The following is a 23025-nucleotide window of genomic DNA, read 5'->3' on the forward strand; positions in this document are numbered from 1 at the left end:
GAGGGCGCCCGGGGCGCCGCCGAGCGGCTCATGCGGCTCGTGGCCAGCGACATCGACGGCACCATCCTGCGCCGGGACGGGCGGATCACCGAGCGCACCGTGCAGGCGCTGCACGCGTGCGAGGAGGCCGGCGTCGAGCTCGTCTTCGTCACCGGGCGCCCGGCGCGGTGGCTCACGCCGCTGAGCGAGCAGCTCGGGCATGCCGGTCGGGTGATCTGCTCCAACGGCGCCCTCGTCTACGACCTCGAGACGATGTCCGTGGTCTCCTCGGAGGCCATCCGGCGCGAGACCATGCTGGAGGTCCGCGGCATCATCCAGGGGCTGTTCCCCGAGACGGCGTTCGCGGCGGAGACCCCCGCCGAGTTCGTCATGGAGACCGCGTTCGCGGAGCCCCGGCACCGGTCCCTGCTGGAGCAGGTCCGCCACGGCGACCTCGCCGAGCTGGTTCCGGGGGACGACGTTGTGAAGTTCATGGCGAAGATCGAGGGCATTACCGCCGAGGAGTACCTGCGCGTCGTGGCGCCCCACGTCTCCCACCTCGTCTCCATCACGCACTCGGCCGTGGACCTGACGATGCTCGAGATGGCCCCGCTCGGGGTGAACAAGGCGGTGACGCTCGCCGAGTACGCGCACGCGCTCGGGATAGCGCCTGCCGAGGTGGTCGCGTTCGGGGACATGCCGAACGACGTCGAGATGCTCGCCTGGGCGGGCGAAGGCTACGCGATGTCCTCGGGCCACCCGGAGGCGCTGGCCGCGACGGAGCTGCACGCTCCCGGCATCGAGGACGACGGAGTGGCCCAGGTCCTCGAGCGCAAGCTCGCCTCGGCTGCGGGCGCCCGGCTCCCGCGCTCCGGCACCCTGGCACGGTAGAGGGCGCTCGGCAGAAGGACCGGAGACGCCAGGCCCGGAAACGCCAGGGAGGGCCATGGGCGGGTTGTCCCGCCCATGGCCCTCTCCGCAGGCCTCATCCTGGACCCGGCCGGGGGCCGGGAGGCTGCCCTGCCCTCCGCTAGCGCATCACGCGCGCCGGTGGGACAGCTTCATCGAGCCGATGATGATCAGTACGAGGGCGGCCCACAGAAACATGTAGACGCCGCCGCCGATGTCCACCAGCAGGCCCAGGATGAAGATGGCCAGCATCACGATGCCCCAGATCAACAGTTTCATCGACTACTCCCTTTGATCGCCCAGCATTCTGTCCGAATGCCTCCATTATGGCGGGAGCGGGGGCCGTGGGTGCAGGCGCGCCCGGTCAGACTGCCCTGCGGCCCCTGACGAAGTGCACGATCAGGGCGATGACGGCGAGCACGATGAGAATGTGGACAATGCCTCCGAGGCTCGGAAGCGCGATGAATCCGAGGAGCCAGAGGACGAACAGAATGAGTGCAATCCAGAGCAGCACGGTGATCTCCTAAGGTCGGTTGTACAACGTCTGGTTGTACAGCGATCCATCTCTTTCCCTGCACGTGCGTCATCCAAACAACCTCCTTTCCGCAGTTCTGCGCCCGGCTCCGTTCGCCCCGCGCGATACGCGGCATGCGCGGGACCCCAGCGGCGTTGGGAGAGCATGAGCGAGAACAGCGACGTCGGCGGGCCGGCCGGGGGAATCCCCGCCGGAGGACCGGCCATGGACGCCTACTCCCAAGTCGTCACCGGCGTGGCCCGGCACCTGACCCCCCGCGTCGCCTCGGTGCGGACGGAGCGGGGGGCCGGGAGCGCCGTCGTGCTCACCGCCGAGCGGCATCTCGTGACGAACGCGCACGTGGTCGGACGGCTCAACCACGGCGAGGTGGCGTTCGCGGACGGCACCGTCGGGCCGTTCGCGGTGGTGGGCCGCGACCCGCTCTCCGACCTCGCCGTCCTGCGCAGCGGCGTCGACGTTCCCGAGCCGCCCGAGTTCGGCAACGCGGACACGCTGCTGGTCGGCTCGCTCGTGGTTGCGGTGGGCAGCCCGCTCGGTCTCGAGGGCAGCGTCACCGCTGGCGTGGTCAGCGCGCTGGGGCGGTCCATCCCGGCCCGCGGGCGCACGGCGTCGCGCCTCATCGAGGACGTCATCCAGACCGACGCCGCGCTCAACCCGGGCAACTCGGGCGGGGCCCTCGCGGACTCGCGGGGGCGTGTGGTGGGGATCAACACGGCCGTGGCCGGGTTCGGCCTCGGCCTCGCCGTGCCGGTCAACGCCACGACCCGCCGGATCCTCGACTCCCTCCGCCTCGACGGGCGGGTCCGCCGGGCCTATCTGGGCCTCGTGAGCGTGCCGACGCCGCTCGACGCGCGCTGGGCGGCCCGCACCGGGACGCGGCGGGCGCTGCGCGTCGCCGAGGTGGTGGGCGGGAGCCCCGCCGAGTCGAGCGGCATCCGGGCCGGCGACCTCCTGCTCGCCGTCAACGGCGAACCCCTCAAGGACGCCCAGTCGCTCCAGCGGCACATGTTCGCCGAGGCGGTCGGGCGGCGCACTGAGATCACGGTGCTCCGCGGCGAGGCCATGGTGGACGTCGTCACCGAACCCACCGAGCTCGTGGACTAGAGGGCCACCTGCCCCCGGATGCCCACCACTGTGTCGCCGCCGACCCAGACGTCCGCGCCGTCCGAGGCGATCCGGACCAGGCCGCGGCGGCCGAGGACGGTGCCCTGCTGGGCCACGTACACCGTGGGCGCACGGCCGCTGCCGATGAGCCACTGGGCGAGCCCCGCGTTGAGGCTGCCGGTCACCGGGTCCTCGGGCACGGCCAGATCGGGGCAGAACGCCCGCACCTCGAAGGCGGACCGGCCGCCGGGCGGCCGCGGGCCGATCACCCCCACCTGGTAGCCGCCCATGGCAGCGAAGTCCGGCTGCAGGCCGAGCACGGTGTCAGCGTCGCGGAGGAGGAGCCCCACCCAGCCCGGACCGTTGTCCACCCAGGCGGCCGCGACGACCTCCTCGGGGGCGAGCCCCAGCGAGGCTGCCACGGCGGCCAGATCGGCCTCGTCCACCGGTCCCGAGCGCAGGAGGTCCGGGGCGGCGAAGGCGAGCCCCCCGCCGTCGTCCTTCACGGTCACGAGGCCCACGCCGCACTCCTGCACCACCCGCCCTCCGACCGCCGGCACGCCGCCGGCCTCGAGCCAGGCACGCGCCGAGCCGAGCGTGGGGTGGCCGGCGAACGGCAGTTCGCCGCCCGGGGTGAAGATGCGGAGGCGGTAGTCGGCGCCCGGCTGCGTCGGCGCGAGCAGGAAGGTGGTCTCCGAGAGATTGGTCCAGCGGGCGAACGCGGCCATCTCCTCGGCGCCGATCCCGTCGGCATCGTGCACTACGGCCACCGGGTTGCCGCGCAGGAACTCCGAGGTGAACACGTCGACCTGGCTGAACCGCCTCACAGGACCTCGACGCCGTCCTCGAGCTCGAGCGTGCGGGCCTCGGCGAGGCCCGTGAGCGCGGCCTCGATGTGCCGGGCGCCGTGGTCGCCGAAGTACTCCCCGAACTCCTCCTCGCCCACGAACCGCCACTCCGTGAGCTCCTCCTCCTGGAGGGTGACCGGGGCGCCCGCGGGGAGCGAGCCGCCGTCGTACAGGAAGCTCAGCCCGTCCCCGACCGGGTCCGGGAAGGCCGAGTGTGCGATCAGCAGGAGCGCCCCGGGCTCGATGTCGAGCCCGAGCTCCTCGCGGCCCTCGCGGCGGGCGGCCTTGCGCGGCGCCTCGCCCGGGTCCACCGTGCCCCCGGGCAGCAGCCAGCCGTCCCGGTAGTTGGGCTTGACGGCGAGGACGCGGCCGTCCCCGTCGCGGATCACCAGGCCGGCGGCGACCCGCCGTCGTGGAAGCGTGCGGAAGTACTCGCGGCTCGCGGCGCTCAGCTCCATGCCGCCAGCCTACTCGGGGGGCGGTAGCGTGGGGCCGTGCCGTTCCTCCACCCGGCCCCCATGGCCTTCGCGCACCGCGGCTTCTCCCCCGAGGGGCTCGAGAACACGCTCACCGCGTTCCGCGCCGCATGGGACCTCGGCTTCACCCACCTCGAGACGGACCTGAGGGCCACGCGCGACGGCGCGCTGGTCGCCTTCCACGACGAGCGCCTGGACCGCGTCACAGACCGGACCGGGGTGCTGGCCGAGCTGGACTTCTCCGCCGTGGCCGCGGCGCGGATCGGCGCCTCCGAGCGCGTGCCCCTGTTCTCCGACCTCGTCGAGGAGCTGCCGGGGGCGTACGTCAACGTGGACGTGAAGTCGGCCGACGCCGTGGCGCCCCTCGCCGCGCTCATCGAGCGGATGGGCCTGCACGACCGCGTGCTCGTCACCTCGTTCTCCGACACGCGCCGCCGCGCCGTGCTGTCCCGGCTCTCCCGGCCGGTGGCGTCCTCCTCCGGCATCGAGTCCGCGGCCGTGATGCGGCTCCTCGGGGGGCGGCTGCCGGAGGCGCTGCTGCGCCGCGCGCTCGGCGGCATCGGCGCGCTCCAGGTGCCCGAGCGCTTCCGGGGCCTGCGCGTGCCCACCCCGGGGTTCGTGGCACGCGCCCACCGGCTCGGCCTGCAGGTGCACGTGTGGACGGTCAATGAGCCCGCGGACATGCACCGTCTCCTGGACGCCGGGGTGGACGGACTCCTCACCGACCGGGCCGACGTCCTCCGCGGCGTGCTCCGCGCGCGCGGGGCATGGCCCCCGCCTGGCCGCTGAGGGGTCTCTGGCGCCCACGTGCGGGGTCTCTGGCGCCCACGTGCGGGGTCTCTGGCGCCCGCCTGTGCGGTCCCAGCGCGGAGGCGAGCGGCGCGCCGCCCTCAGGTGCCGTCGTCGGCCGCCGAGGAGCCCTCCGCGACGGCGCGCTCGATGCGCCGGTCCGGCACGATCCACAGGGTCGCGACCGCCACGTAGGCGGCCACGCTGATCCACACCGAGGCGAAGGCCCCGGCGCACCCGGCCACGTAGAGGGCCATGGACCACTTGCCCTTGGCGTCGTTGCGGATGGCCCGGGCGAGACGGCTCCCGGCGCCCTGGAGGCGGATGAGCCGGGTCTGGAGGAGCGTGTACGAGACCGCGGCGGCCAGCAGGTTGATCCCGTACACGAGCACCGGCAGCTCCGCGAGGCTGCTCTCGTCCATCCACCGCGTGGTGAACGGGACCACCGACAGCCAGAACAGCAGGTTCAGGTTGGCCCACAGGGCGCCGCCGTCGATCCTGCGGGTCAGGTGCATGAGGTGGTGGTGGTTGGTCCAGTAGATCCCGATGTACACGAAGCTGAGCACGTACGTGAGCAGCGTCGGCAGGACCGCGGCGAGCCCATGCAGGTCCGGGGTCTCGGGGGTCTTGAGCTCCAGCACCATGATGGTGATGGCGATGGCGAGGACGCCGTCGCTGAACGCCTCGACGCGGTTTGTCTCCACGCGGACATTGTGTCAGCGGGTACTGGCAGGATGGTGCAATGCGCATCCTCATCGCCCCCGACAAGTTCAAAGGCTCGCTCACGGCCGCCGAGGCCGCCGACGCCATGGCCGAGGGCGCGCTGGCCGTGTACCCCGACGCCGAGATCGTCCGGGTCCCCGTGGCCGACGGCGGCGAGGGCACCCTCGAGGCGGCCGTCGCCGCCGGCTTCGAGGAGCGCATCCGCGCCGTCACCGGGCCGCTCATCAAGCCCGTCGGGGCAGCATGGGCGCTGCGCGGCGCCACCGCCGTGATCGAGACCGCGCAGGCCTCCGGGCTCGCGGCGCTCGGCGCGGACCCCGACCCCGGGACCGCCGGCCGCGCCCACTCCTACGGCGCCGGCCAGCTCATCGCGGCAGCCCTGGACGCCGGCGCCACCGAGATCGTGCTCGGGCTCGGCGGCTCCGCGATGACCGACGGCGGCTCCGGCGCCCTCCGCGCGCTCGGGCTCCGGCCGCTCGACGCAGCCGGGAACGTGGTGCCGCTCGGCGGGGCCGCGCTCGCGGACATCGCCTCCCTCGACGACTCCGCCCTCGACCCCAGGCTCGCGGCGGCCACGCTGCGCATCGCCGTGGACGTCCGCAACCCGCTCATCGGGCCGGACGGCGCGGCCCACGTCTTCGGCCCGCAGAAGGGCGCGGATCTCGAGACGGTCGAGGCGCTCGACGCCGGCCTGCGCACCTGGGCGAAGGTGCTCGCCGGGGCGACGGGGCGCGACGTCGATGTGCCCGGCGCGGGCGCGGCCGGCGGCTTCCCCGCGGGGTTCCTGGCCTTCACCGGGGCGCGGCTCGAGAGCGGGTTCGACCTCGTGGCCGAGCTCGTGGGGCTCGACGCCCGCCTGGCCGGGGCCGACCTCGTGATCACGGGGGAGGGCTCGCTCGACGGGCAGTCGCTCACCGGCAAGGCGCCGATCGCCCTCGCCGACCGCGCGCGGGACCGGGGCATCCCCGTCATCGCGGTGGCCGGCCGCATCCTTGCGGAGCCGGGTCAGCTCGCCGAGCACGGGATCGAGGCCGCGGGCGCGCTCGTGGACCTCGCGCCGAGCCCGGCGGACGCGATCGCCCACGCGGCCCAGTACGTCCGCCGCGCGGTCGCTGAGCTCCTCGCCGGCGCCTGACGCGGGTCCCCTCGGCAGATTCTGCCCCGGGTTTCGGTCAATGCCCCGCGCCGAAGCGCGGGGTTCTGTCCGCAAGGCAGGGTCGTCCCCGCCGGGGGCTCCTACCGCCTCTGCGCGTCCAGGGCGTCGAGCTGCAGAACGAGCCACGGGCTGAACGCGTAGGGCGCGGCGGCGACGGCGGCGCGGAAGTCGGCCGAGTCGGACCACGCCCACTCGGCGACCTCGTCCGGATTGCCCTGGGGGTCCGCGGCGGCGACTGCCCGGAAGACCGGGCAGACCTCGTACTCGACGATCCCGGAGGCGTCCACCGCCCGGTAGCGGAAGTCGGGCAGGACCGGCTCGATCGAGTGGACCTCGAGGCCGAGTTCCTGCTCCGCCCGGCGCCGGATGGCGTCCTCGAAGGCTTCGCCGGGGGCGGGGTGGCCGCAGAACGCGTTGGTCCAGACCCCGGGCCAGGTCTTCTTGGCGAGGGCCCGACGAGTCACGAGCACGCGGCCGTCCGCGCCGAACACGTGGCACGAGAACGCGAGGTGCAGCGGGGTGCTCTCGGTGTGGATGGTCGCCTTCGGGGCGGTGCCCAGCGGGGTCCCGTCCTCGTCGACGAGTTGGACGAGCTCTTCCGTGGGGGTGTCAGCCATGGGGCCATTCTTCCAGCAGGGGCGCGGCTCAGCGGTTGCGGACGGCGGGCTCGGTAGCGTCGTCGGTTGCGGTGCCGCGCCAGCGGGCGAGCGCGCTCATGCCGTGGAAGACGACGAGGGCGGCGGCCGAGCCGAGCGCGATCCCGGCGAAGGCAAGGTCGCCGACCTTCCACGTGTAGTCCGCGATGCCGACGATCAGCGCCACAGCGGCCGTGGTGATGTTCACGGGGTTGGAGAAGTTGACCCGGTTCTGCACCCAGATCTTCACGCCGAGCACGCCGATCATGCCGTAGAGCATCGTGGCCGCGCCCCCGAGCACTCCGGCCGGGACGGTGGCGATGAGCTCGCCGAACTTGGGCGAGAAGCTCAGCAGCAGCGCGGTGACGCCTGCGACCCAGTAGGCGGCCGTCGAGTAGACCTTGGTCGCGGCCATCACGCCGATGTTCTCGGCGTAGGTGGTGGTGCCCGAGCCGCCGCCGAGGCCGGCGAGGACGGTCGCGGCGCCGTCGGCCATGAGCGCGCGCCCGGCCATGTCGTCCAGGTTTGCCCCGGTCATGGCGGCGACGCTCTTCACGTGCCCCACGTTCTCGGCGACGAGCACGAGGACCACGGGCACGAACAGGCCGAGCACGCCGAAGTGGAAGGCGGGGGTCTGGAAGTGGGGCAGCCCGATCCAGGCGGCGGCGTCGATCTTCGAGAAGTCCACCTCGCCGCGCCACACGGCCACGATGTACCCGACCACCACGCCGATGAGGATGCTCAGGCGGCCCAGGATCCCGCGGAAGAGCACGGAGACGAGGATGATCGCCAGCAGCGTCACGAGCGCGGTGACGGGCGCGGCATCGAAGTTCTGCTTCGCCGCCGGAGCCAGGTTGAGGCCGATCAGCGCGACGATCGTGCCGGTCACCACCGGGGGCATCACCACGTTGATCCAGTGCGCCCCGAAGGCCTGCACCACGGCACCCACGGCCGCGAGCACCGCGCCCGCCACCACCACGCCGCCGAGCGCCCCCGCGACGCCGAACTGCTGCTGCGAGGCGAGGATCGGGGCGATGAATGCGAACGAGGACCCCAGGTAGCTGGGCACCCGCCCGCGCGTGACCAGGAGGAACAGGAGGGTGCCGATGCCCGAGAAGAACAGGGTCGTGGCAGGCGGCATGTGCGTCAGGATCGGCACGAGGAACGTCGCACCGAACATCGCGACGACGTGCTGCAGACCCACCCCGATGGTGATCGGCCACGCGAGCCGCTCGCCAGGGGACACCACCTCGCCGGGACGGACGGAGCGGCCGTCGCCGTGGAGCTTCCATCTGGTTCCGAGCAGGCTCATGGGGCGCCTTCCAAGCGTGGGGGGGAGCGGGGATGCCGCAGGACATCCTACCGCCGGCCGGAAGCGCGGCCGCGATGTGGGCAACCTCACCCCGCGGTAGGGGATGCCTGCAGCACGTTCGGGGGTTGTCACCTTGATGGAGGCGGCCGCCGGGCCGCCGTGAGGAGACACGCATGAGCATCGCCCACCAGGAAGCTGCGCTCGACGCCGAAGCCGTCAACGCCCTCTTCGTCGAGGCCCGCACCGCCAACACCTTCACCGGCGAGGTGACCGACGAGCAGGCGCAGGCCATCTACGAGCTCGCCAAGTTCGGCCCCACCGCCTTCAACAACCAGCCGATGCGCGTCACGTACGTCCGCACGCCCGAGGCGCGCGAGCGCCTCGTGTCCCACATGAGCCGCGGCAACCAGGAGAAGACCCTCGCCGCGCCGCTCGTGGCCGTCCTCTCCTTCGACACCGAGTGGCACGAGCGCTTCGAGACGTTCCTCCCGCAGGCCGCCGGGCTGAAGTCGATGTTCGACGACGACGTGGTCCGCTACGGCACCGGTCGCGACAACGCGCACCTCCAGGCCGGGTACTTCATCCTCGCCGTGCGCTCGCTGGGGCTCGCCGCCGGTCCGATGACCGGGGCGGACTTCTCCGCGATCGACGCGGACTTCTTCCCGGAGGGCGGCCGCAAGAGCTTCCTCGTGGTCAACATCGGCCGCCCGGGCGAGGACGCCTGGGGCCCCGCGAAGACCAAGTTCGCCTACGAGGACGTCGTCGAGACCATCTGATCCGGCAGTCCACCACAAGGATCTGGCCGCCTGCCCCGCAAGGGGCCGGCGGCCAGATCCTCTTCTGCCGGGCGCGGCTAGTTCTTCGGGGCGACTGCCGGGTGCGAGCCTGTGGTCGGAGCTGGTGAGCGCCGCGGCAGGCGCCGCGACGGACGGGGCCGGGAGGCCGGCGCCTCGGCGCCAGCGTCGCGACTCGGTGCGGTCGCCGGCTGCGGTGCGCGCCCGCCGTCGTGCGCGGAAGGTGGCCCAGGGACGCCGGCGGGCGACCCAGCGTCCGGGGTGCCGAGGGCGGCAGCCGCACGCGCAGCGCGCCGCTCGGCCCAGACGGCCCGGACCTGCTCGCGGAGGGTCCCCTCGCCCCAGCGCGCCAGCGCCCAGATGCCCACGGCGCCCGCCGCGAGCGCTGCGAGGCCGCCGGCCAGCACAGCCCAGCGGGTGCCGACCGCATTCGCGAGCCAGCCCACGAGCGGGGCGCCGATTGGCGTGCCGCCCTGGATCACCGCCATGTACAGGGCGAGGACGCGGCCCCGGTACTGGGGCTCCGTGGTGAGCTGCACGATCGTGTTGGCGCTGTTGAGGAAGGTCAGCGCCGTGACGCCGACGAACACGAGGACCACGGCGTACGAGACGTAGCCGGGCATGGCGGCCGCGACGATCGTGGAGACGCCGAGCCCCACCGCGGCACCCACGAGGAGCGTGAGCCGGGGCTGCTTCCGGCGTGCCGCCAGGAGCGCGCCCCCGAGCGTGCCGATGGCCTGGATGGAGCCGAGGAGGCCGTAGGCGTCGGCGCCGGTGTGGAACACGTCGGCCGCCATGAGCGCGTTGGTGACCTGGAAGTTGAGCGTGAAGGTGCCAACGAGCCCCGCCATCACCAGGATGAGCAGGATCCGCGGCTCGGTCCGCACGTAGCGCACGCCGGCCATGATCTGGCCCTTGCCCCGCGCCAGCGGCGGCGTGCGGTGCAGGAGGTCGACCCGCAGGCGGGTGAGCGAGAACAGGACGCCGAGGAAGGTCGCAGCGTTGAGCATGAACACCCAGCCTGTGCCGATGAGGCCGATCAGCACGCCGGCGACCCCGGGCCCTGCGAGCCGGGCGAGGTTGAAGGACGCCGAGTTGAGCGCCACGGCGTTGGGCACGTCTGCCCGGCCCACGAGCTCCGAGACGAAGGCCTGGCGCGGCGGGGCGTCGAAGGCACTGGCCACGCCGAGCAGCAGCGCGATCGCGTAGATGTGCCAGAGCTGGGCGACGCCGGTGAGCACGAGGACGCCCTGCACGAGCGCGAGCAGCCCCATCGCGGTCTGCGTGGCGAGGAGGAGCTTGCGCTTGTCGAGGCGGTCGCCGAGGAGGCCCGCGTAGGGGCCGAGGAGCAGGATCGGCAGGAACTGCAGGCCGGTGGTGATGCCCACGGCAGCGCCGTCATGGTTGGTGAGCTGGGTCAGGACGAGCCAGTCCTGGGCCACGCGCTGCATCCAGGTCCCCACATTGGAGACGAGGGCGCCCGCTGCCCAGAGGCGGTAGTTGGGGTGCTGGAGTGCGCGGAACATGCTGCTCATCGGGCGGTCATCTCCAGCAGCAGCTCGGCGGCGCGGTGCAGGGCGGCCTGGTCCCCGGGCGGGAGCGCGTCGAGGCGGCTCGCGAGCCAGGCAGACCGCAGGCGACGGGACTCCTCGAGGACCGCGCGGCCGGAATCGGTGAGTCCGACGACGACGAGCCGCCCGTCCGTCGGGTGTTCCGTCCGCGCGACGAGCCCGCTGTCGCACAGGTGGTTCACGGTGCGCGTCATGCTGGGCGCCTGCACGTGCTCGATGTCGGCCAGCTGCCGCATGGTGAGCGGCCCGCGCTTCCCCAGGACGGACAGCACCGAGTTCTGGCCGGGGCTCACCACATCGCTCGTCGCCTGCGTGCGCAGGATGCGGGAGGTGCGCATGACGGCGACGCGCAGTTCCGCGGCGAGCTCGAGGATGTCGGGAGATGCGGAGGTGGCTGGTTCAACGTCGGCAAGGTTCGGGGGAGTCATCGATACTTAGCATAGCTCATTAGCCGTGCTAAGGATATGATCGCGGTCACCCCACGACGATCTGGGGGCCACCCATGGAGGCCACGCGAGGTGACTCCCAGGAGGTGACCCCCAGAAGGTGACTTTCAGAGGGTCAGGCGATGACGGAGTCGACGAGCGCCTTCGCCTCGGCCTGGACCTGCTTGAGGTGGTCGGCGCCCTTGAACGACTCGGCGTAGATCTTGTACACGTCCTCGGTACCGGACGGGCGGGCCGCGAACCACGCGTGCTCGGTGGTGACCTTCAGCCCGCCGATCTTCGCACCGTTCCCGGGCGCCTCCGTGAGCTTGGCGGTGATGGGCTCGCCGGCGAGCTCGGTCGCGGTCACGTCGCCCGCGGACAGCTTGCCGAGCTTCGCCTTCTGCTCCCGGGTCGCCGCGGCGTCGATCCTCGCGTACGACGGCGAGCCGTACTTCGCGGTCAGCTCGCCGTAGAGCTCGCTCGGCGACTTCCCCGTCACGGCCCTGATCTCCGAGGCCAGGAGGTTCAGGAGGATGCCGTCCTTGTCCGTGGTCCAGACGCCGCCGTCCCGCTTGACGAAGCTCGCCCCCGCCGACTCCTCGCCGCCGAACGCGCCCTGGCCGGAGAGCAGGCCCGGCACAAACCACTTGAAGCCCACGGGCACCTCGACGAGCTTCTTCCCGAGCCCCTCGGCCACGCGGTCGATCATGGACGAGCTCACGAGGGTCTTGCCCACCACGGTGTCCGGGCGCCAGCCGGTGCGGTGGCGGTAGAGGTAGTCGATGGCCACCGAGAGGTAGTGGTTCGGGTTCATGAGCCCGCCGTCGGGGGTGACGATGCCGTGCCGGTCGGCGTCCGCGTCGTTGCCCGTGGCGATGTCGTAGCCCGCGCCCTGGGAGACCTTCTGGATGAGCGAGGCCATGGCGAACGGCGACGAGCAGTCCATGCGGATCTTCTCGTCCCAGTCCAGCGTCATGAAGGCCCACTGGGGATCCACGGTCGGGTTCACCACGGTCAGGTCGAGGTGGTGGCGCTCGCCGATCTCGCCCCAGTAGTCCACCGAGGCCCCGCCCATCGGGTCCGCGCCGATGCGCACGCCGGCGTTGCGGATCGCCTCGATGTCGAGCACGAGGGGAAGGTCGTCGACGTAGGAGGAGAGGAAGTCGAACTGGCCCGTGGAGTCCGCGGCGAGCGCGTCCGCGAGCTGGATGCGCCGCACGCCCGCGAGGTCCGCCTCCAGGAGCTCGTTGGCGCGGTTGGCAATCCATCCGGTCGCGTCGGTGTCCGCGGGGCCGCCGTGCGGCGGGTTGTACTTGAAGCCGCCGTCCGAGGGCGGGTTGTGGCTCGGGGTCACCACGATCCCGTCCGCCCGGCCCGGGTCGTCCTCGGCGCGGCCGGCGTTGTACTTGAGGATCGCGTGGCTAGCGGACGGGGTCGGCGTATAGCCGTGGCGCGCGTCGACGAGGACCTGCACGCCGTTCGCGGCGAGGACCTCGAGCGCGGTGTTCGTCGCGGGCTCGGAGAGGGCGTGGGTGTCCTTCGCGAGGAACAGGGGGCCCTGGATGCCCTGCCCGGCGCGGTACTCCACGATCGCCTGGGTGATCGCGGCGATGTGCTTCTCGTTGAACGAGGCCTTGAGGCTCGAGCCGCGGTGGCCGGACGTCCCGAAGGCCACACGCTGGCCCGGGTCGCTCAGGTCCGGGGACACGTCGTAGTACGCGTCGAGGAGCGCGGTGATGTCCACGAGGTCACTGGGGAGGGCTACGGTGCCTGCTCGGTTCGCCATGTGCCTAGCTTTGCAGAGAAGGCCAACAAAGGGTGGCGACTCGGTGAAGATTTCGCCCCGTCTCCCGCGCGGCGGGACTACTGCCCCTCGGCGAGGACCTTCTCGGCCAGCTGCCGCAGGGCGCCCCGCAGCGTGGCGTCGGGGACCTCGAAGCGTTCGCGCCCGAACCGCAGGCTCCACTGGAAGGCGTCCCGGACGTGCGGGGCGGCCGCCGCCCCGGGCGTTTCGGGCAGGCGCCCCCGCTCGCTGCGCGCCTGGCGGTACAGGGTGGCCCACTCGGCGTCGGCGGGCTCCCGCGCCCCACGCACCCTGAACTCGACGCGGCCGCGGCGCGGGATGCCGGCGACGCCGCCCGAGCGGATGACCTCGACCCTCATCGCCCCTCCTGGCGTCCTGGCCCCGGCCTCCTCCTCGGAGCCGGGGCGCCGGTCCCGGTGAGCCGCACCGTGATCCCGACTCCGCGCCATCCGGCGCGCACGGCCTTCTCCTCGGCGGACTCGCGTCCGAACAGCGTCCGGGCCACACGCACAGTCTCCCGTGCGAACCCGCGGAAGTCGACGTCGACGGGGAGCCTGCCCTGCGCGACGGTCTCGAGCCAGACGCGGCCCGCCCGCTCCCACGCGCGGCCCCCGAGCGCCTCGGCGGCGAGGTAGAAGGCCCGGTTGGGGATGCCGGAGTTCAGGTGGACGCCCCCGTTGTCCTGGCGGGTGCGCACGTACCCGTCCATGTGGTCCGGCTGCGGGTCCCGGCCCAGCGCCGGGTCGTCGTAGGCGGTGCCGGGAGCCTTCAGGGACCGGACCCCCGACCCCGCGATCCCGGGCAGGAAGATCCCGGGCCCCACGATCCACGTCGCCGTCTCGGCGGTGTCCCCGCGCGAGAACTGGTCCACGAGCACGCCGAACACATCCGCGAAGGACTCGTTGAGGGCCCCGGACTGGCCCTCGTAGGCGAGGTCCGTGGTGTGCTGCAGCAGGCCGTGGCCCAGCTCGTGGGCGATGATGCTCAGCGATCCAGTGAAGGAGCCGAATACCTTTCCGTCGCCGTCGCCGAAGACCATGCGGGACCCGTCCCAGAACGCGTTGTCGTAGCCCACGCCGTAGTGGACGGTGCCTTCGAGGGGGAACCCTGCGCCGTCGATGCTCGACCGGCCGAGGACCTGCTCGAGGAACCGGTAGGTCTCGCCGAACCCGTCGTACGCCCGGTTGGCATCCGCATCCGCCACCGGGTCCTGGCCCTCCTTGCGCACGAGCCGCCCGGGGAGGTCTTCGCCGGCCTCCGCGTCGCTGATCTCGCGGTGGAGCGTTCCCGGGGCGACGCGCAGGCCGCGCTGGTCCTCGCGCGGACGTGCCCGGCGCCGCTCGCGGAGGCGGGCGTCCTCGAGCAGGGTCTGGCGTGCGAGCTCGGCGACGGCCTCGAGGCCGCGCACGTCCGCCGCGAATCCATTGGCCGGACCCTGCCCCGAGAGCGCCCGGGCCCGCCGTTCGCCGAAGCCCGCGAGGCGCTCGAGCAGGTACGGTGGCACCGCGCCCTGATGGCCCGGGCGGCTGGTCGTTGCTGCTCGGTACGTGCTGGACATCATCGTTCCCCTTCCGCTGCGAGATGCGCCCAGCATGGCGCCGGGCACCGACAGTTCTCGGACCCCTCCGAGCGGGTCCGGCGGGTACGCTGGGACCAGGGACCAGGCACGGAGTCGGGGAGGGGCATCGATGTCGGATCAGCCGGAGCGCCGGGACGAGGACGCACCGCAGGAAGGGCAGCCGGACACGGCAGGCGCCGCAGACGCCGGGCGCGCCGAGCGGCCCCGCTACACCCCGCCGTCGTACGTCCCGCCGATCACCCTGGACAAGGACCGCGGCAACCCCACCGAGCCGATTCCCTCCAACCCGACCGAGCCGCTCCCGCCGGGTGCCCCGCCCCGCCCGGGGACGCCCCAGCAGCCGGCCGGCCTCCCCACGCCCGGCTACCAGCCCCCCGGCTTCGGAGCGTCCGCCCACCAGCCGCCCGCCCATCAGGGGCCCGCCTATCAGAATGCCCCCCACACCGGCCCCGCCTATCCCGGCACCGCCTATCCTCCGGGGGCGTATCCGGGCCAGGGCTATGCCGCCCAGCCCTACCCGGGCTCGCCCGGCCAGCCGTACTACGCTGCCCAGGCGCCGCGCGGGCTGAGCATCGCCGCGATGGTGTGCGGCATCTCCGTGTTCGTGGGCTTCGGCTTCCTCGTCCTGCCGCAGATCGCCGCGGTGGTCCTCGGGCACCTCGGCCTCGCCCGGGAACCCGCGGGCCGCGGCATGGCCCTCGCCGGGCTCATCATGGGCTACGTCGGCATCGCGCTGACGCTTGCGTTCCTCGCGTTCTTCATCCTCGTGCTCAGCATGGCCCCGGCCCGCTCCAACTACTGACCGCGGCCCCGCTGACAAGCCCCCGGCCCCCGAGCCCCGGGGGCGGGCACGTGGAGCAGCCGCGCCACCTGCAGCAGCAGCCTCTCCGCACCTGGCTTCCCCACGGCCTGCACGCCCATCGGCAGCCCGGCCTCGGTCCAGTGCGTCGTCGCCACCACGGCCGGCAGCCCGCAGACGTTCACCCAGGAGGACCAGGGAGCGAACTCGCACTGGCGGCGGTAGTCGTCGTCGGCCGTCCCGCGCCACTCGGGGCCGGCGAACCAGCCCACCGGCCGCGGCGTCTGGGCCAGCGCGGGGGACAGCAGGATGTCCCACTCGGAGAGCTGGGCCAGCATGTCGCGCTCGAACTGGCGCAGGAAGGCCAGCGCCTCGTCCAGCTTCGCCGGGGAGCGCTGCTGTGCCCGGCGGCGGAAGGCGCGCGTGAGCGGGGTCAGGAGCGGCTCCCTCTCGGGGCGGATCCTCGCGGTCCCGACCCCCGCCGTCCACGCGGCGGTGAAGGCGTCCGGGTAGCGGTTGTCGAACCGCGGGTCGGCCTCGGCCACGAGGTGCCCGGCCGCAGCCAGCTCCTCCGCTCCCCGGCGCAGCGCCTCGAGGGCCTCGGGCTCGGGCTCGATGCGGTAGCGCGCGTCCCACGGGCTCGACAGCCCCACCGCGACCCTGAGCCGCCCCGGTCGACGCACGACGGCGTCCGCGAACGTCCCGGTGTGCCTGCCGTGATGCGGGTGGCCGCCTCCCGCGGCCCCTGCGGGATGGGTCCCGGCCACGAGCGCGTCGAGGAGCAGCGCGGAGTCCTCCGCGGACCGCGCGAGCGGGCCGGCCACGACGAGCCGCGCGGCGTCCCCCGCGCTCTGCCCGGCGGGGATGAGCCCGCGGCCGGCCTTGAGCCCCACGATCCCGCACGCCGCGGCGGGGATGCGCACGGACCCGCCGCCGTCGGACCCGGGGGCGAAGGGCACGAGGCCCGCGGCGACGGCCGCCGCCGAGCCGCCGGAGGACCCGCCGGAGCTGAGGGCGGGCCCGTGCGGGTTGCGCGACGGGGGTGCGATCCGGTTCTCCGAATAGGCCGTGAGCCCGAATTCGGGCACCTGGGTCTTGCCCAGGGACACCACGCCGGCCGAGCGCAGGAGGGCCACGACGGGGGAGTCCTCGGGCGCGGGCCGGGGGTCGAGGGCCGCCGAGCCGTGGGTCGTCGGCACCCCGGCGACGTCGGCCAGGTCCTTGAACGCGGTGGGCATCCCGTGCAGCGGCGGCAGCTCGCCGAGGCGTCCCGAGCGGGCGAGGCGCGCGTGCAGCGCGTCGGCGGCAGCAGCGGCGTCGTGCGCCTGCTGGGCGGTGACGGTCACGAAGGCGCCGAGGAGGCCGTTGTGCGCCTCGATCCGGGACAGGAAGTGCGCCACGGCCTCCCGGGCCGAGAGCTCGCCGGAGCGGAGCGCGTCGCGGAGGGCCACGGCGCCCAGGGCTGCGATCCCGGCGTCGACTGTCACCGGGCCACTATAGGCTGGAGGGACAAGCATCTCCGGAGGCGAAGAATGTCTGATTTCGAGACCGTCCGCGTCGACGCGCTGCCGGCGGACGGCACCCTGCTCGACGTGCGCGAGGACTACGAGTGGGAGGCCGGCCACGCCGAGGGCGCCGTGCACATCCCGCTCGAGCAGCTGCCGGCGCGGCTCGACGAGCTGGACCCGGACGACGACCTGCTCGTCATCTGCCGCACGGGCGGCCGCTCGGCCCGGGCCACCCAGTGGCTCGTCGCGAACGGCTACTCGGCGGTCAACGTGGCCGGCGGCATGGACGCGTGGCTCACCGCGGGCCGGCCGCTCGTGGCCGAGAACGGCCAGCCCCCCACGGTGCTCTGAGCCGTGCGGTACACCTTCCTGGGTCCCGAGGGGACCTTCACCGAGGCCGCCCTCCTCAAGGTCCCCGGCGCCCGCGAGGCGGCGCGCGTGCCCGCCACCACCGTCAACGCGGCGCTCGACGCCGTCCGCGCCGGCACCGCGGACGCCGCCATGGTCCCGATCGAGAACTCGGTCGAGGGCGGCGTCACCGCGACCCTCGACGCGATCGCCACCGGCCCCGAGCTGCGCATCGTGCGCGAGGAGGTCGTGCCCATCACGTTCGTGCTCGTCGCCCGGCCCGGCACGCGGGCCGCTGACGTGCGGCGCATCTCCACCCACGGCCATGCGTGGGCGCAGTGCCGGGGCTGGGCTGCAGCGAACGCGCCCGACGCCGTCCACCTCGCCGCGAGCTCGACCGCGGCGGGGGCGCTGGCCCTCCTCGACCCCGCCTCCCGCCCCGGCGACGCCGCGATCTGCGCGCCCATCGTGGCCGAGGAGCACCCCGAGCTCGAAGTCCTCGCCGCCGACATCGGCGACAACCCCGGAGCGGTCACGCGCTTCGTCCTCGTGTCCAGCCCGGGCCCTCTGCCGCCGCGCACCGGGGCGGACAAGACGTCTGTGGCCGTGCCGCTGCCCGAGGACCGGGCCGGGGCGCTCATGGAGATCCTCGAGCAGTTCGCCGCCCGTGGCGTGAACCTCTCCCGCATCGAGTCCCGGCCCACCGGCCGGTACCTCGGGCACTACTTCTTCTCGATCGATGTGGACGGGCACATCCAGGACGCCCGCATCGCCGACGCGCTCGCGGGCCTTCACCGCATCAGCCCGCAGATCCGCTTCCTCGGCTCCTACCCGCGGGCCGACGGCGCGCGGCCTGTCGTGCGGGACCATGTCACCGACCACGCCTTCGCCTCCGCGCGCGGCTGGGTCGACGGGATCCTCGGCGGCGAGCCCGATGGCTGAGGGCGCCGCGAGGACGGGCGGGGGCGAGGCGCGCTTCCTGGCCGCCTACTTCGGCCGCATCGGCTATGCGGGGGGTGCCGCCCCGACGCTCGCGAACATCGCAGCCGTCCACGCCCACCACACGCGCGCCATCCCGTTCGAGAACCTCTCGCCCGCCACCGGTGCGCCCGTCGACATCACGGACGAGGGCATCGAGGCCGCCCTCGTGGCGCGCCGCCGCGGGGGCTACTGCTTCCAGCACGCCGGGCTGCTCTCCCGCGCCCTCGCGGCGATGGGCGCGGGCGGTGTCGAGAACCACCTGGGCCGGGTCTACTGGGGCCGCGAGCCGGGGACCGGGGCGCCCGCCCGCACGCACCAGGCCACCGTGGTCGAGGCCGAGGGCGCCCGCTACCTCGTCGACGCCGGCTTCGGCGGGTTCAACCCCTCGGGCCTCCTCCCGCTCGGGCTCGCCGCGGAGGAGTCCGCAGTCGCGACGCCGCTCGGGACCTTCCGCGTGGTCGACGTCGCCGCGGCCGGCCTGCCTGCAGGCGACACGGCCGGCGTCGACCTCATGGTCCAGGCGCGGCTGGGGGAGCGCTGGGCCAACCTGTACGGGGTCGGCCTCGGCGCCCACGCCCCGGCCGACTTCCACGTCGCCAACTGGTACGTCTCGACCTCGGCCGCCCCGCCGTTCACGCGCTCGCTCATGTTCTCGATCCGCACCGAGACCGAGCGGGTCACCCTTGCCAACCTCGAGCTCGGGGTGCGCACGTACACGCCGGATGGGGCGTCCGCCGCCAGCCGGCGCACGCTCGGCAGCGCCGACGAGCTCCGCGAGGCGGCCCGCGAGCTGTTCCGCATCGAGGACGCCGGCCTCGACTGGGGCCGGGCCTTCAGGGTGGCGGCCCAAGCTCAGGCCCAAGCCCAAGCCCAAGCCCAGGCCTAGGCGGGCCGGGCCGCGCGAGGCGGCAGGGCGGCGTCGTGCGTCAGGCCACGCGCACGAGCAGGCTCGAGGGGCGTACCTCGACGTCGACCCGCGTCGCGGACCCGACCACGTCGCCGTCCACCTGCGCCTGGATCGGCTCCGGGACGCGGATGGCCACCCTGTGCGCGCCGTAGAACTGCATGACCGGCAGCTGCCGCTTGTGCTGGACCATGATCTTCACGTACATCGCGATCCAGCCGATGAGGCTGCGGGGGCTCATGACGGCGACGTCGAGCACGCCGTCGTCGATGAACGAGTCCGGGATGAAGTCCACCCCGCCGGGCAGCTTCGAGCAGTTCGCGAAGAGGACGCTGCGGACCCGGCGGGTCTGGAAGTCGGCGCCGTCGAGCGAGATCTCGACGCGGCGGCGGCGCTGGCCCGGCATGTGCCGGATGCCCGCCTCCGTGTATGCCATCCAGCCGACCACCCGCTTGAGGTCCTCGCTCGTGTCATTGAGGATCTCGGCGTCCATGCCCACGCCCGCGATCACCAGGAACGTGTGTGTGGACCGGGTGCCGTCGGGCGCCGTGAGGACCAGGGCTGCGGTGTCGATGCGCCGCTGCCGGCCGAAGACCGCCGTGTGGACGCACTGCGCGAGCCGGGTGACGTCCAGGTCGAGGTTGCGGGCCAGGAGGTTGCCGGTCCCGAGGGGCACGAGCCCGAGGGCGGTGTCCGTGCCGGCCAGCACCTCGGCGACCACGCGTACCGTCCCGTCCCCGCCGCAGGGGATCACGACGTCGGCCCCCGCCTCGAGCGCGCGGCGCGCGGCGGTGTAGCCCGGATCGGCCTTGGTGGTGTGGAAGACGAGCGGCTCCGGCCAGCCCGCGCCCCGGCACGCGGCCACGATGAGCATCCGCGCCTCGTCGGCACGCTCCTTGATGGGGTTGAGCACCACGGCGACCTGCTGCGGACCCGCCGGCGGCGGCCCTGCGGGCTCGGCCATGGCGCTGCGGGCGTGCTGCTCCTTGAGCCGGCGTACGCCCCACCAGCTGGCGACCGCAACGCCGCCAGCGGCGGCTACGGCACCCGCAATGATCCACCCGCGCATGATGCCCTCACTCTATCCCGCCCCGCGCGGGCCCCGATCCGCCCGCAGCGCCCGCTAGTCTTGGACTCGTGATCGACGTCAAGGACCTTACTGAGAATCCGGACAAGTACCGTGCGAGCCAGCGCGCCCGCGGGGCGGACGAGGCGCTCGTCGACTCGATCATCGCCGCCGACGTGCGGCGCCGCGCGTCGCTGACCGAGTACGAGACGCTGCGCGCCCAGCAGAACGTGTTCGGCAAGAAGGTCGCCGCCGCCAAGGGCGAGGAGAAGCAGTCGCTCCTGGCCGAGGTCAGGGACCTCGCGCAGAAGGTCAAGGCCGCGCAGGCCTCGGCCGAGGAGGCGCAGGGCGAGATGGACCAGCTCATGCGCGTCGTGCCGAACCTCATCGTCGAGGGCATCCCGGCCGGCGGCGAGGACGACTACGCCGTGGTCAAGACCGTCGGCACGCCCCGCGACTTCGCGGCCGAGGGCTTCGAGCCGCGCGACCACCTCGAGATCGGCGAGATCCTCGGCGCGATCGACATGGAGCGCGGCGCCAAGGTCTCCGGCTCGCGCTTCTACTTCCTGCGCGGCGTCGGGGCCCGGCTCGAGCTCGCCCTCCTGCAGATGGCCATGGACCAGGCCGTCCAGAACGGGTTCATCCCCATGATCACCCCCACCCTCGTGCGCCCGGAGACGATGCAGGGCACCGGCTTCGACGTCGCGCACGACGCCGAGATCTACCGCCTCGCCGAGGACGACCTCTACCTCACGGGAACCTCTGAGGTGGCCCTCGCCGGCTACCACGCCGATGAGATCCTCGACCTCGCCGGCGGCCCGATCCGCTACGCCGGCTGGTCCTCCTGCTACCGGCGCGAGGCCGGCTCCCACGGCAAGGACACCCGCGGCATCATCCGGGTGCACCAGTTCAACAAGGTCGAGATGTTCATCTACTGCCCGCCGGAGGAGGCCGAGGCCGAGCACGCCCGGCTCCTCGCGTGGGAGGAGGAGATGCTCGCCAAGGTCGAGCTGCCCTACCGCGTCATCGACACCGCCGCCGGTGACCTCGGCATGAGCGCGGCGCGGAAGTTCGACTGCGAGGCCTGGGTCCCCACCCAGGGCCGGTACCGCGAGCTGACCTCGACCTCGAACTGCATGGGCTTCCAGGCCCGCCGGCTCAACATCCGCGAGCGCGTGCTCGACGCCGAAGGCGCTTCGCGTGGGACGCGCGCCGTCGCGACCCTCAACGGCACCCTCGCGACGACGCGCTGGATCGTGGCCATCCTCGAGCACCACCAGAACGCCGACGGCTCCGTGAACGTGCCGGCGGCCCTGCGCCCCTACCTCGGCGGACTCGAGGTCCTCCCCGTCCTGTAGCGAGCCCGCCGCTGCCCTCGGCGGACGACGGCGGGTGCCTGCCCGACGTCGTGCGCCGTCACCCGCCGCGGTCCGCGCCTCCTGGCACCAGCGCCCTGCGTTTCGGTCAACGCCCCGGCCCCTTCCGCCGGGTCTTGACCGAAGCGCAGGGTTCTTTTGCGCCGAGGCGGGGCCGGGGTTGTCCACATACGCTCCCACGGCCCTCAGGGGGCACGGCTGGAGACGCTGTGCTGGTGCCGTGAGGTTTCCCCAGACTGCCTTCGCCAGCTCCCTCTCGGCCCTGACGGGCCGTACCCCACGTCGGCTCGCGCGCGCGTATGCCGCGGGCGCCCTCGTGCGCTTGCGCCGAGGCGTCTACGTCGGCATCGACGAGTGGTTCGCCGGGACTGCGGCGGACCGCTACGCGATGACGACGGCGTCGCTCGCCGTCGGCGGCAACGCACCGGTGCTGTGCCGCGAGACCGCACTGCTCGCCTGGGGCCTGGAGCTCCCGAGCATGCCCAGCCACGTCCGCTACCGCACAGACCGCCGCGCGGCCGTGGGCGGAGGTCCTCCGCCTGCGCTCTACGGGAACCCCGAGTCGGCGGAGCGCCTGTGGCAGGAGCGGACGGGCGAGCGGCCCGGACCCCTTCCGCGGGGGTTTCCCGATGCGAAGCACCTGGGCTTCCCCGCGGCAGCCGCGGTCCCCCTCTATCTGCCCCACCTCGACCTCACGCTGCCCCTCGAGCCGTTCGACGAGGCCTTCGTGGACACGGTGCCGAGGCTCAGCTTCGTCGAGGGCCTGGTCTTCGCGGACGCGGTGCTCGCCCGTCGGCCCGGTCTGAAGGTCACCCGAACGCTCGAGGATCTCCGGCGGTTGTGCGCCGCGATGGACAACCGCGCTGCGCAGGCGCGCCTGAACCAGGTCCTGGACCTCGCATCAGGGGCGTCGGAATCGGTGGGCGAGTCCCTCAGCCGCGCGCTCATGTGGGAACTGGGATTCGAGATGCCGACGCTCCAGGTCTGGATCACCAAGGACGGGCGGCGCATCGCGCGTGTGGACTACCGCTGGGCGCAGATCCGGCTCGTGGGAGAGTTCGACGGCCTGCAGAAGTACCTCCGGTCCCAGAAGCTCAGCGGGAAGTCGGCCTCGCAGGTGGTCGTCGAGGAGAAGCTGCGCGAGGACGAGATCCGCTCGACGGGGGAGCGCGTGGTGCGCTGGGTGTGGGCGGACCTTTTGGAGCCGGCCCGGTTCGCCGCGATCCTGCACCGCGCCGGTGTGCCGCGGCGCACGGCGGCGCGGGCGGCCTGGCGCTGATCACCGCACCCAAGATGCCCTGCCTTTCGGTCACAGCCCCGGTCCTCGTCCCGGGGCGCTGACCGAAAGGCAGGGCCATTCGGGGCCGGCGGGTGGCCGCCCGCCGTCGCGAGTTCACCCCG

The 23025-nt window shown here is 73.3% G+C and carries 25 protein-coding genes; 11 read left to right on the forward strand and 14 right to left on the reverse strand.

Annotated features, from left to right (window positions below; genetic code table 11):
* Positions 1-30: 30 nt before the first annotated feature.
* On the forward strand, positions 31-870 hold the full coding sequence (locus tag ACYVKZ_RS14935) for an HAD-IIB family hydrolase (RefSeq protein WP_460993191.1): 840 nt from the start codon (positions 31-33) through the stop codon (positions 868-870).
* 147 nt (positions 871-1017) lie between these two features.
* On the opposite strand, the gene ACYVKZ_RS14940 is transcribed toward ACYVKZ_RS14935, so the two are convergent.
* Both ACYVKZ_RS14940 and ACYVKZ_RS14945 read right to left on the reverse strand, forming a co-directional pair.
* A complete protein-coding gene (locus ACYVKZ_RS14940; RefSeq protein WP_460993023.1) occupies positions 1018-1167 on the reverse strand; it encodes a hypothetical protein in 150 nt (49 codons plus the stop codon).
* Positions 1168-1252: 85 nt separating this feature from the next.
* Positions 1253-1402, reverse strand: a complete 150-nt coding sequence (locus tag ACYVKZ_RS14945) for a lmo0937 family membrane protein (protein WP_307006853.1) — start codon at positions 1400-1402, stop codon at positions 1253-1255.
* 165 nt (positions 1403-1567) lie between these two features.
* Here ACYVKZ_RS14945 and ACYVKZ_RS14950 point away from each other — a divergent pair, with 165 nt between their 5' ends.
* The gene (locus tag ACYVKZ_RS14950; RefSeq protein ID WP_460993024.1) at positions 1568-2527 is read left to right on the forward strand and encodes a S1C family serine protease; all 960 of its coding nucleotides are present in this window, start codon (positions 1568-1570) and stop codon (positions 2525-2527) included.
* On the opposite strand, the gene ACYVKZ_RS14955 is transcribed toward ACYVKZ_RS14950, so the two are convergent.
* Together ACYVKZ_RS14955 and ACYVKZ_RS14960 are read right to left on the reverse strand one after the other, a co-directional pair.
* The gene (locus ACYVKZ_RS14955; protein ID WP_460993025.1) at positions 2524-3354 is read right to left on the reverse strand and encodes a PhzF family phenazine biosynthesis protein; all 831 of its coding nucleotides are present in this window, start codon (positions 3352-3354) and stop codon (positions 2524-2526) included. The two genes, ACYVKZ_RS14950 and ACYVKZ_RS14955, sit on opposite strands and share 4 nt — an antisense overlap.
* On the reverse strand, positions 3351-3833 hold the full coding sequence (locus ACYVKZ_RS14960; protein ID WP_460993026.1) for an NUDIX domain-containing protein: 483 nt from the start codon (positions 3831-3833) through the stop codon (positions 3351-3353). The genes ACYVKZ_RS14955 and ACYVKZ_RS14960 overlap by 4 nt, the downstream gene beginning before the upstream one ends.
* Before the next feature lie 60 nt (positions 3834-3893).
* Between ACYVKZ_RS14960 and ACYVKZ_RS14965 the strand changes: the two genes are divergently transcribed.
* The gene (locus tag ACYVKZ_RS14965; RefSeq protein ID WP_460993192.1) at positions 3894-4640 is read left to right on the forward strand and encodes a glycerophosphodiester phosphodiesterase; all 747 of its coding nucleotides are present in this window, start codon (positions 3894-3896) and stop codon (positions 4638-4640) included.
* Between the two features lie 101 nt (positions 4641-4741).
* On the opposite strand, the gene ACYVKZ_RS14970 is transcribed toward ACYVKZ_RS14965, so the two are convergent.
* Positions 4742-5344, reverse strand: coding sequence for a TMEM175 family protein (locus tag ACYVKZ_RS14970; protein ID WP_460993027.1), 603 nt, complete (start codon positions 5342-5344; stop codon positions 4742-4744).
* A 38-nt stretch (positions 5345-5382) separates the two neighbouring features.
* Here ACYVKZ_RS14970 and ACYVKZ_RS14975 point away from each other — a divergent pair, with 38 nt between their 5' ends.
* Complete coding sequence (locus ACYVKZ_RS14975) at positions 5383-6498, forward strand: glycerate kinase (protein ID WP_460993028.1); 1116 nt, start codon at positions 5383-5385, stop codon at positions 6496-6498.
* Positions 6499-6599: 101 nt separating this feature from the next.
* Here the strand turns inward: ACYVKZ_RS14975 and idi are convergent, their stop codons facing one another.
* Both idi and ACYVKZ_RS14985 read right to left on the reverse strand, forming a co-directional pair.
* Positions 6600-7136 (reverse strand): isopentenyl-diphosphate Delta-isomerase, encoded by a 537-nt coding sequence (idi, locus tag ACYVKZ_RS14980; protein WP_460993029.1) that lies wholly within the window; start codon positions 7134-7136, stop codon positions 6600-6602.
* Between the two features lie 28 nt (positions 7137-7164).
* Positions 7165-8466 carry a uracil-xanthine permease family protein gene (locus ACYVKZ_RS14985; RefSeq protein ID WP_460993030.1) on the reverse strand — a complete coding sequence of 434 codons (1302 nt, stop codon included), beginning with the start codon at positions 8464-8466 and terminating at the stop codon, positions 7165-7167.
* A 173-nt stretch (positions 8467-8639) separates the two neighbouring features.
* Here ACYVKZ_RS14985 and ACYVKZ_RS14990 point away from each other — a divergent pair, with 173 nt between their 5' ends.
* On the forward strand, positions 8640-9242 hold the full coding sequence (locus ACYVKZ_RS14990; protein WP_460993031.1) for a malonic semialdehyde reductase: 603 nt from the start codon (positions 8640-8642) through the stop codon (positions 9240-9242).
* 77 nt (positions 9243-9319) lie between these two features.
* Here the strand turns inward: ACYVKZ_RS14990 and ACYVKZ_RS14995 are convergent, their stop codons facing one another.
* The 5 genes from ACYVKZ_RS14995 to ACYVKZ_RS15015 form a co-directional block, all read right to left on the reverse strand.
* Complete coding sequence (locus ACYVKZ_RS14995) at positions 9320-10795, reverse strand: MFS transporter (RefSeq protein ID WP_460993032.1); 1476 nt, start codon at positions 10793-10795, stop codon at positions 9320-9322.
* Positions 10792-11259 (reverse strand): MarR family winged helix-turn-helix transcriptional regulator, encoded by a 468-nt coding sequence (locus tag ACYVKZ_RS15000; RefSeq protein ID WP_460993033.1) that lies wholly within the window; start codon positions 11257-11259, stop codon positions 10792-10794. The genes ACYVKZ_RS14995 and ACYVKZ_RS15000 overlap by 4 nt, the downstream gene beginning before the upstream one ends.
* A gap of 133 nt (positions 11260-11392) precedes the next feature.
* Positions 11393-13045: a phosphoglucomutase (alpha-D-glucose-1,6-bisphosphate-dependent) gene (gene pgm, locus ACYVKZ_RS15005; RefSeq protein WP_307006868.1), complete on the reverse strand. Its 1653-nt coding sequence runs from the start codon at positions 13043-13045 to the stop codon at positions 11393-11395.
* Positions 13046-13122: 77 nt separating this feature from the next.
* On the reverse strand, positions 13123-13422 hold the full coding sequence (locus ACYVKZ_RS15010; protein WP_460993034.1) for a protealysin inhibitor emfourin: 300 nt from the start codon (positions 13420-13422) through the stop codon (positions 13123-13125).
* Positions 13419-14621 (reverse strand): M4 family metallopeptidase, encoded by a 1203-nt coding sequence (locus tag ACYVKZ_RS15015; protein ID WP_460993035.1) that lies wholly within the window; start codon positions 14619-14621, stop codon positions 13419-13421. The genes ACYVKZ_RS15010 and ACYVKZ_RS15015 overlap by 4 nt, the downstream gene beginning before the upstream one ends.
* A 130-nt stretch (positions 14622-14751) precedes the next feature.
* Between ACYVKZ_RS15015 and ACYVKZ_RS15020 the strand changes: the two genes are divergently transcribed.
* Positions 14752-15444 (forward strand): DUF4190 domain-containing protein, encoded by a 693-nt coding sequence (locus ACYVKZ_RS15020; RefSeq protein ID WP_460993036.1) that lies wholly within the window; start codon positions 14752-14754, stop codon positions 15442-15444.
* On the opposite strand, the gene ACYVKZ_RS15025 is transcribed toward ACYVKZ_RS15020, so the two are convergent.
* Complete coding sequence (locus ACYVKZ_RS15025) at positions 15438-16958, reverse strand: amidase (RefSeq protein ID WP_460993037.1); 1521 nt, start codon at positions 16956-16958, stop codon at positions 15438-15440. The two genes, ACYVKZ_RS15020 and ACYVKZ_RS15025, sit on opposite strands and share 7 nt — an antisense overlap.
* 15 nt (positions 16959-16973) lie before the next feature.
* On the opposite strand from ACYVKZ_RS15025, the gene ACYVKZ_RS15030 reads away from it, so the two are divergent.
* The 3 genes from ACYVKZ_RS15030 to ACYVKZ_RS15040 are packed head-to-tail and all read left to right on the forward strand — an operon-like array spanning position 16974 to position 19164.
* Positions 16974-17300: a rhodanese-like domain-containing protein gene (locus tag ACYVKZ_RS15030; protein WP_460993038.1), complete on the forward strand. Its 327-nt coding sequence runs from the start codon at positions 16974-16976 to the stop codon at positions 17298-17300.
* Positions 17301-17303: 3 nt separating this feature from the next.
* Positions 17304-18239 carry a prephenate dehydratase gene (gene pheA, locus ACYVKZ_RS15035; protein WP_460993039.1) on the forward strand — a complete coding sequence of 312 codons (936 nt, stop codon included), beginning with the start codon at positions 17304-17306 and terminating at the stop codon, positions 18237-18239.
* A complete protein-coding gene (locus ACYVKZ_RS15040; protein ID WP_460993041.1) occupies positions 18232-19164 on the forward strand; it encodes an arylamine N-acetyltransferase family protein in 933 nt (310 codons plus the stop codon). Before pheA ends, ACYVKZ_RS15040 begins: the two co-directional genes overlap by 8 nt.
* Positions 19165-19204: 40 nt before the next feature.
* On the opposite strand, the gene ACYVKZ_RS15045 is transcribed toward ACYVKZ_RS15040, so the two are convergent.
* Positions 19205-20251: a diacylglycerol/lipid kinase family protein gene (locus ACYVKZ_RS15045; RefSeq protein WP_460993042.1), complete on the reverse strand. Its 1047-nt coding sequence runs from the start codon at positions 20249-20251 to the stop codon at positions 19205-19207.
* Positions 20252-20319: 68 nt separating this feature from the next.
* On the opposite strand from ACYVKZ_RS15045, the gene serS reads away from it, so the two are divergent.
* Both serS and ACYVKZ_RS15055 read left to right on the forward strand, forming a co-directional pair.
* Positions 20320-21606 carry a serine--tRNA ligase gene (serS, locus tag ACYVKZ_RS15050; protein ID WP_460993043.1) on the forward strand — a complete coding sequence of 429 codons (1287 nt, stop codon included), beginning with the start codon at positions 20320-20322 and terminating at the stop codon, positions 21604-21606.
* A 238-nt stretch (positions 21607-21844) separates the two neighbouring features.
* A complete protein-coding gene (locus ACYVKZ_RS15055; RefSeq protein WP_460993044.1) occupies positions 21845-22903 on the forward strand; it encodes a hypothetical protein in 1059 nt (352 codons plus the stop codon).
* Positions 22904-23025: the final 122 nt, after the last annotated feature.

The sequence above is a fragment of the Sinomonas soli genome, assembly GCF_054782415.1.